Source organism: Peribacillus sp. P4_B1 (assembly GCF_056402395.1).
On record NZ_JBFUHM010000157.1, the window covers coordinates 1 to 775 of the forward strand.

Here is a 775-nt window from a genome sequence, read left to right on the forward strand (position 1 = left end):
GTCGCGGCCGGCAACGACCACGTATTCCACCTCTATGTCATCCGCGTGGCGCAGCGTGATCGGGTGATCAATCGGTTGCAGTCGGCGGGAGTAGGTGCCGCAATCCACTATCCGACGCCGGTTCACCTCTTGCCGGCGTATGCGGGCCTGGGCCACAGGGTCGGGGACTTCCCCTGCGCCGAACGTCTGGCTGGCGAAATCCTGTCCCTGCCGATCTATCCCGGGATTACGCACGATGAACAGACGTACGTCGTGGACCAGCTGCGCATTGCCATGGGGCGGTGAGCAGCCGTGACCGCAAGGGCAGCGCAGGTGACTGACAGAATCCGCGTGCGCGCCCGAGAGCATCGTGGCGATCCGCCAACGGTGACAGTGGTGATTTCCTGTTTCAACTACGCCCGGTACCTTCGCCAGGCAGTGCAAAGCGCGGTCAGCCAGGACGGAGTAGCCGTCGACGTCATCATCGTTGACGACGCGTCCACGGATGACAGCCTTCGCGTCGCGCGGGAGTTGTCATCCAGCTGTGGGTCTGTTCAAGTGCTGGCCCATGCGAGCAATCAAGGAGTCGTGAAGACTTTCAACGACGGCGCCAAAGCCGCTTCAGGCGAGTTCCTGGTGCGCCTGGACGCTGATGACTTGCTGACACCGGGGTCCCTCCGGCGAGCTGTGGCTGTCGCCCGGGCCTATCCATCGGTGGGGCTGGTATACGGACACCCTCTCCACTTTTCAGGCGAAGGGCTGCCGTCGCCGCGATCCAGGGCTGCCTCGTGGACGA

Annotated in this window: 2 protein-coding genes; both read left to right on the top strand. The window is 63.7% G+C overall.

Features of this window, described 5'->3' with window-relative positions:
* Positions 1-285 (top strand): DegT/DnrJ/EryC1/StrS family aminotransferase (locus AC1DVK_RS27025; RefSeq protein WP_477627837.1); only part of this gene is annotated, 285 nt, incomplete at its 5' end.
* Positions 286-312: 27 nt separating this feature from the next.
* Positions 313-775, top strand: a 463-nt coding sequence (locus AC1DVK_RS27030; protein ID WP_477627838.1) for a glycosyltransferase family 2 protein, incomplete at its 3' end; no start/stop codon positions are given.